We start from the raw sequence: 6,351 nt of genomic DNA, 5'->3' as shown, positions 1-6,351 counted from the left end.
TAGACGCCACGTGTTTTCGTCGGTGCATCGCTGGCGTTGATCCGATCCGAAAAACGCGTACCGGTCACCGCCAGGGAATTCCCGTCGTATCCGATGCATCCGTATTGTGTCGCCATGAATTGGCAGTTGCTGACGTTGGCAGCTTCAATCCTCGTCGCGTAGACGCCGTACGTCACGCCCGTGAACGTGCATCCGCTGACATGCAGTTGGTGCGTGCCCAGATCACGGAGGGCATAGGTCAGATCCTTGAAACTGCAGTTCAGATAGTATGCGTGTCCGGTCGTATTGGTGACCAGACTGCCGTAGCTTCTGCCGTCGAGTGCTGCATTGCGTTCGAAGTCGAACCCGTAAAACAAGACATTGCCGGTGTTGAAGACCCGCACCGTCCAGGTTTTGGCTTGGGGCCGGATGACGACCGATCCTTTGTCGCCCGTGTAAAGGCCCGTCTGGTCCGCGTACACCACCAACCAAGCCTTTGACGTGGCGCCACCGCCACCCTTGATCACGACGTTTTCGTCATAGGTTCCCGCACCGACGAACAGAACGTCACCCTGTCCGGCGATGGAAGTCGCTTTGGTGATGGTGCGAAACGCTTGGTTGCGATGGGTTCCCGGGTTGCTGTCGTTGCCGGTCGTGCGGACGTAATAGTTGGTCGCCTGGGCCGTCGCGATCGGCAACAGCGCGAGGAATCCGATCAGGATCAGTGGTCGACAACGTGGAATGCAGTGCGTCACGGGATTGGGCCGGTGAAGTGGTGTGGTTGATTTCGCTGGCGGCTCAGTCGACTCAGGGCAAGCCCGGCAAACCCTCCAGCTCGGGCAATTCAGGCATCTCGGGCAGCCGCAGTTCGTCGGGAAGCTCAAGGTCCATGCCTGCGGGAATTGCCCCCAGTCCCAGGTCCGGCTCCGGCGGAGTCGCAAATCCTGGATCTGTTAAATGAAAGTCGTCGCGCGCCGCTGAGTGATGCGTGGTTGGTTTGCGAGGTGTCGCACGGCGTCGAACGGGTTGCACCGCGAGACCTTGCACCGCTGGGTTTTCGATGGGTTGGTCCATCATTGCCAACGTCATGCACTCATCCAGGTGCCGGATTTCGACGGACCTGTTTTTCATATCTGTCGAAAGCAATGAAATACCGTCAAACTCCTCACCCGCTTGAATCGGAATCAGTTTTCCTCCGACCCGCAGCAGCGCCAGGGTGGCATGTTCATCCTCTGAATCCGACGTCACAAATCCGATCAACCGCACGGTCGACTGCTCAATCTCCGGCTCCGGCGTCGCAACCTCGACTTTGACGGTCGCCGTCTTCGGCGGCAGGAAGAAATTGAGGTGATCGGGAATCGGTGAGATGTCACGTTCCTCAGGTGCAACCTCCGCCGGTGGTTGATCCACCCGCCGCTGCACCGTCACGCGTTCTTCTGTGGATGTCTCCGCATCGGCATCCGAGATCGCGGGTCCAACCGACGCGCGGTGATCGACGGTGGACAGCGGAAGAGCGGCTTCAGGTTGTGCCGTCACGGTGGACTGCTCCGGTCCGCAGCCTGAGACGCAGATCAGAGCCACAAGGATGGCTGACGTGATGTGACGCCGGGGGATAGACGATGCGAAGGGTTGCATGGGTGGCACAGCGCGGGACTTGTCGATGGATCAAAACGTTTCTCTCTGTCGCACTCTGTGACACGCCCGCATGCGGCGGCCGACTCGGATGTCGAATTGACGGTTTTCCCTCGCTTGAGGGCGATCTCAGGTGGCTTCTATGCGATCTTTGCCAACTGTCAGGTCCGCGTTTGACCGAAGGTTTCGGCAACCTAGCGTTTTGACAGTGTCACCCTGTCAGTGCGTCCTTTCGTGCCTGCAATGAATTCAGAAGCAAAGAAAATCCTGGTCTACATCGCCCATCCAACGGTGTTGGAGGTCACGGTGTTTCGTCTCGAACTGCTCGGGATGCGGACGACGGGAGTCAGCAGTAGCGACGAGATGACCGAGGCGCTCGCCGAAGGGTTGCCGGATGCCGTTTTGATCGATCTCGATCTGGAGACGGGTGAAGGAATTCGCTGGGTGGAGAAAATCGCATCGGACGAATGCACCAGCCATATTCCGATCATTTGCATTTCCAGCCGCGGGGATTTGGTCGAGGTTGAAAATGCCTACAAGGCAGGCGCGAAAAGCTTTGTGATCTCGCCGTACGATCCGGTCGTTCTGGAGTCAAAATTGGTGGCGTTGCTGAACCTTGTTTCGGAACCGATCGCGACCCACCGAGATCCAGCAGAACGAACATGAGCAGCGTGAAAATTCGTCGCATCGGAGACATCTTGCTGGAACATGGTGTCATCACCGAACAACAGTTGCAGACCGCGTTGGTCGACCAACGTCAAACGCGATTGCAACTGGGCGTCTTCTTGCTCAGACGCGGCTTGGTCACGCGGGAACAGTTGGGCAAGGCGCTCGCCGAACAATACGAATTACCGTTTTGCGGGTTTGACGAACACGTCACACACGGGCAATTGGTTCGATTGCTTCCCGAGTCCTTTGCACGTCGACGAAAGGTCGCCCCGGTCCAGCTGCAAAACAAAGTGTTGCGGCTCGGAATGGTCAATCCAAGCGACATGGAGGCGATCAGTGAAATCGAGTTGATGACCGGCTATCAAGTCGAACCTGCGATCTGTCTGGAAGCGGACATCGATCGGATGCTTGAATCGGCATTCGACGACAAGATCAAAGCCAAACAAACCGCGGTCGACATCCGCATTCAAGAGCTAGACGAACGCGGATCCGAGACGGTTCAATGTGATGAGAACCTGGAGGACAGCGACGCACCGGTGGTGCGATTACTCGACGCGATCTTGATGGGGGCGGTTCGTGCCGAAGCGAGTGACATTCACTTGGAACCGGACTCGCCGCAGATGCGTGTCCGCTATCGCATCGACGGTCAATTGCATCAGATCATGACGGTGCCGGGAGACTCCGAAGACGCCTTGGTCGGACGGGTGAAAGTACTTGCGGATCTGGACACCGCGGAAAAGCGGCGTCCCCAGGACGGAAACTTGACCATCCAGGATGGAGAGACCCGCGCCAGTTTTCGAGTCAGCTGCATCCCCTGTGTCCGTGGGGAAAAAGTCGTCATGCGGGTACTCGATGAGTCGAGCAAGACGTTCGATTTCTCGCTGCTCGGAATGCAAGAGCGTCAACTGGCAACCGTCAAACAATTGCTCGACCGCCCCCACGGAATGATCGTGATGACCGGGCCGACGGGCTCCGGAAAAACGACGACGATGTATTCCATGTTGTGCAGCATGGACTCGGCGTCGAAAAACATCTCCACGATCGAAGACCCCGTCGAGTTTCGACTACCGGGAATCAATCAGGTGCATGCCAACAACGAATTCGGTATGGGATTCGCCAACGGACTGAAGTACTTGATGAGACAGGACCCGGACGTGATTCTGGTCGGAGAAATTCGCGATCACGAAACCGCCACCACGGCCGTCCAAGCTTCGCTGACCGGGCACTTGCTGATCAGCACGCTGCACACCAATGACGCGGTCGGGACCGTTGCCCGGCTGAGCGATTTGGGACTCGACAACTTTAAAATCGCCGGGGCGTTGGTCGCTTCGATCGCACAGCGTCTGCTGCGACGACTGTGTGAGCATTGCAAACGCGAGTGTCAGCTCAACCGGTCACTGGTGGAACTGATCTATCAAGGCCGTGACATCCCTGCGGGGCTCGATCTGAACGGCAAGTTCTTTGAAGCGGTCGGCTGTGAGCAGTGTGGCGGCACCGGATACTCCGGACGCGCCCCGATCTTTGAAATCATGGTCGTGACGCCTCAACTGGAGCATGCCATCGAATCCGGCATGCCCGGCAGCACCCTCCGTAGCATCGCCTGCTCCGAAGGGATGGTGGATCTGGCCACGATGGGACTGGAACTGGCCCAACAGGGCGTCACGTCCATCGAAGAAGTTTACTTCAAACTGTCAGGTTAATCACAATGAGTACCGCATCGAGCCGCAGTGGTGCAGGTGCCGTCACTGGTGGCGACCAGAGCGAATCGCTTGCGTTTCTGAAGACGCTGCACGAGATCAAGTTCGGCAACGATCCCCAGCGCCGCTTCAAACGCAAAGACCTGATTCTGTTCTTAAGAAACCTTACGACGCTGGTTCAAAACGGCGTGTCATTGACACATGCCTTGGAAACCGTGTCGCGTGATCGTTCGCTGAAGAAGTACCATCATATTTTGGCCTCGATCTCACGGGCACTCAAAGGCGGCGAGTCGTTGTCGGCGGCGATGAAGACGTTTCCCAGCGCATTCAACGCGACGTTGATCAGCCAGGTCGAAGTCGGAGAACGTTCCGGCAAACTCGATCAGGCGTTGGTTCGGGTGACCGAGCAACTGGAGCGATCATCGGGGCACCGCAAGATGATCCTCAAAAAGCTTGCCTATCCGGCGATTCTGGTCGTCGCGGGTACCGGCAGTGTGATCTTCATGCTGCTGTGCGTGATTCCGACCTTTCAGGAGATGTATGAAGACGCCGGCGCCACGCTTCCGGCGATCACCCAACTGCTGATCGACGCCAGCGAAATCGTTCAGGTCTATGGCTTCCATCTGCTGGGGTTATCGATCGTCGTGGCGATCGCCATCATCACGTTGTTCAAAAACGCCCAATCGAGACGCTGGATCGATCGCAATCTGATCCGCATCCCGATCGTCGGTGAGTGGTTTCGCAATCTGGCGATCCTGCAGTTCGCCGACGTGTTGGGCAACCTGATGGAAAGCGGATTCACATTGGCCGAAGCGTTGCCGCCGGCCGGACGTGCGATCGGCAACCGCCATGTCCGCGAAAAAATCCTCGGGCTCTACACCGCCATTCGGCGCGGCGAACGGTTTAGCCAGTCCTTGGAGCGCGAGGGCGATCTCTTTCCCGCGGTCGTGAATCAATTGGTGATTGTCGGTGAACGGACCGGACGCCTGGTACCGGTCACGCATCAGATCCGAAAACACCTTCGACGCGACGTCGAAGACAGCACCGATGCGATCGTCGGTGCGATTGAGCCCATTTTGACCATCGTTTTGGCAGTCGCCGTCGGTGGCATCTTGCTGGCCGTCTACCTGCCCATGTTTGACTTGATCGGAAAGGTGAATCAGTGATCACATCACCGAGATCATGGCGGCCCAAACGCAGCGGGCTTTCGTTGCTCGAATTACTCGCCGCGCTCGCGGTCATGGGCGTGATCGCAATCGCGATCGTGCCGCGGATCAGCGGCGGTGCACGCCAGGCGAATGACAGCAGTTGTCAACTGCGCAAGGCGGTCATCGAGGTGCAAGTCTCGTTGTGGCGTCGGGAAACCGGTCGCTGGCCGATGGGGGACCTTTCGGACATCGGTTCGAATGTCCGCTATTTTCCAGATGGTCTGCTTCGATGTCCCGTGGACTCAACGCGATACACGATCGATGAATCAACGGGGAGGGTAAACGGGCATCATCACTGAGCCAAAGGAGGGAACCGACGGGATGCCTTGACCTACCTTTGAGCAGCGAAGGTCCGCCAAAACGCGGACTTTCACACCCACCGAAATTGACTCGATCGATTCAATTCGCCATTTGATCCCCCCGATAGCCTCGAAAGTAGGGCACATCATGCAACGAGCAAGAAACGTCAAACGATCCGGTTTTTCGCTTCTCGAACTGTTGGCCGTCGTCACAATCCTCGCAGTGATCGCTGCCGTCGTTGTGCCACGTATCTCCAGTTCAAAACTTGCCGCACAACAAGAAGTGAACAAGCAAAACATCGCCGAGATCAATGCTGCGGTTGAACGCTGGTACTTCGAAAAAGGAAGCTACCCGCAGTTGAATCTGTCGGACATTGCCGCGGACATCCAGTATTTCCCTGAGGGAATCCCGCAAAACCCGGTGGACAATTCATCGTATCAGCTCGATGCAACGACGCACCGTGTGATCAAGTAGCATTCGAGCACCAGAATGATTCCGTGTTGACACGTCGACGTCTACGTAGTGGCCTCAGCCTGATCGAGTTGCTGGTGGTCGTCACACTCCTGGGAGTGTTTGCGACCGCGGCATTGATGCGATTCGGGCGTGACACCTTCGGCGACACCGGTGCGAGATCGGAAGCAAGGTTGCTGTCCTTGGCAATGCTTCACGCACAGCGCGCGGCGATTCGCACGGGCGATCCGCACGGCGTGGTGATGCAAGGCCCCGCGGCGGCCGCGACCAGTTGGTCGGTCATCGGGCGGCGCCAAGACGGCTCTCGGGTGACCGTGGAAGGCCCCCACCCCGTCGCCGAACGCGTCCGCGTGTCCGCCACTGCGAGCGAAATCTGGTTCGACTTTGAAGGAGTC

The 6,351-nt window shown here is 57.7% G+C and carries 8 protein-coding genes; 6 read left to right on the top strand and 2 right to left on the bottom strand.

What is annotated here, in order from left to right; genetic code table 11:
* Both ABX749_RS17385 and ABX749_RS17380 read right to left on the bottom strand, forming a co-directional pair.
* A partial coding sequence (locus ABX749_RS17385) for a DUF1565 domain-containing protein (RefSeq protein WP_372897078.1) occupies nucleotides 1–734 on the bottom strand: 734 nt, incomplete at its 3' end.
* A gap of 52 nt (nucleotides 735–786) precedes the next feature.
* Entirely contained in the window at nucleotides 787–1,515 is a 729-nt protein-coding gene (locus ABX749_RS17380) for a hypothetical protein (protein WP_372897077.1), read from the bottom strand.
* 339 nt (nucleotides 1,516–1,854) lie between these two features.
* Between ABX749_RS17380 and ABX749_RS17375 the strand changes: the two genes are divergently transcribed.
* The 6 genes from ABX749_RS17375 to ABX749_RS17350 form a co-directional block, all read left to right on the top strand.
* Nucleotides 1,855–2,277: a two-component system response regulator gene (locus tag ABX749_RS17375; protein WP_259630943.1), complete on the top strand. Its 423-nt coding sequence runs from the start codon at nucleotides 1,855–1,857 to the stop codon at nucleotides 2,275–2,277.
* The gene (locus tag ABX749_RS17370) at nucleotides 2,274–3,980 is read left to right on the top strand and encodes a GspE/PulE family protein (protein ID WP_372897076.1); all 1,707 of its coding nucleotides are present in this window, start codon (nucleotides 2,274–2,276) and stop codon (nucleotides 3,978–3,980) included. Before ABX749_RS17375 ends, ABX749_RS17370 begins: the two co-directional genes overlap by 4 nt.
* A 5-nt stretch (nucleotides 3,981–3,985) precedes the next feature.
* Complete coding sequence (locus ABX749_RS17365) at nucleotides 3,986–5,143, top strand: type II secretion system F family protein (protein ID WP_372897075.1); 1,158 nt, start codon at nucleotides 3,986–3,988, stop codon at nucleotides 5,141–5,143.
* Nucleotides 5,140–5,484, top strand: a complete 345-nt coding sequence (locus ABX749_RS17360; protein WP_145207257.1) for a prepilin-type N-terminal cleavage/methylation domain-containing protein — start codon at nucleotides 5,140–5,142, stop codon at nucleotides 5,482–5,484. The genes ABX749_RS17365 and ABX749_RS17360 overlap by 4 nt, the downstream gene beginning before the upstream one ends.
* Nucleotides 5,485–5,632: 148 nt before the next feature.
* Nucleotides 5,633–5,959 carry a type IV pilin protein gene (locus ABX749_RS17355; RefSeq protein WP_145207256.1) on the top strand — a complete coding sequence of 109 codons (327 nt, stop codon included), beginning with the start codon at nucleotides 5,633–5,635 and terminating at the stop codon, nucleotides 5,957–5,959.
* 26 nt (nucleotides 5,960–5,985) lie between these two features.
* Nucleotides 5,986–6,351, top strand: a 366-nt coding sequence (locus ABX749_RS17350; protein WP_372897074.1) for a prepilin-type N-terminal cleavage/methylation domain-containing protein, incomplete at its 3' end; no start/stop codon positions are given.

Origin of the sequence: Stieleria sp. (assembly GCF_041595215.1) — a bacterium.
In the GTDB taxonomy this organism is placed as follows: Bacteria; Planctomycetota; Planctomycetia; order Pirellulales; family Pirellulaceae; genus Stieleria; species Stieleria magnilauensis.
Note: the sequence above shows the minus strand (reverse complement) of the source record. Positions and strands in the feature narration are given on the sequence as shown.

Excerpts from the sequence above, each read along its gene's own strand:
- ABX749_RS17375 (WP_259630943.1), top strand. The coding sequence starts at position 1,855 with ATGAATTCAGAAGCAAAGAAAATCCTGGTCTACATCGCCCATCCAACG.
- ABX749_RS17370 (WP_372897076.1), top strand. The coding sequence starts at position 2,274 with ATGAGCAGCGTGAAAATTCGTCGCATCGGAGACATCTTGCTGGAACAT.
- ABX749_RS17365 (WP_372897075.1), top strand. The coding sequence starts at position 3,986 with ATGAGTACCGCATCGAGCCGCAGTGGTGCAGGTGCCGTCACTGGTGGC.
- ABX749_RS17355 (WP_145207256.1), top strand. The coding sequence starts at position 5,633 with ATGCAACGAGCAAGAAACGTCAAACGATCCGGTTTTTCGCTTCTCGAA.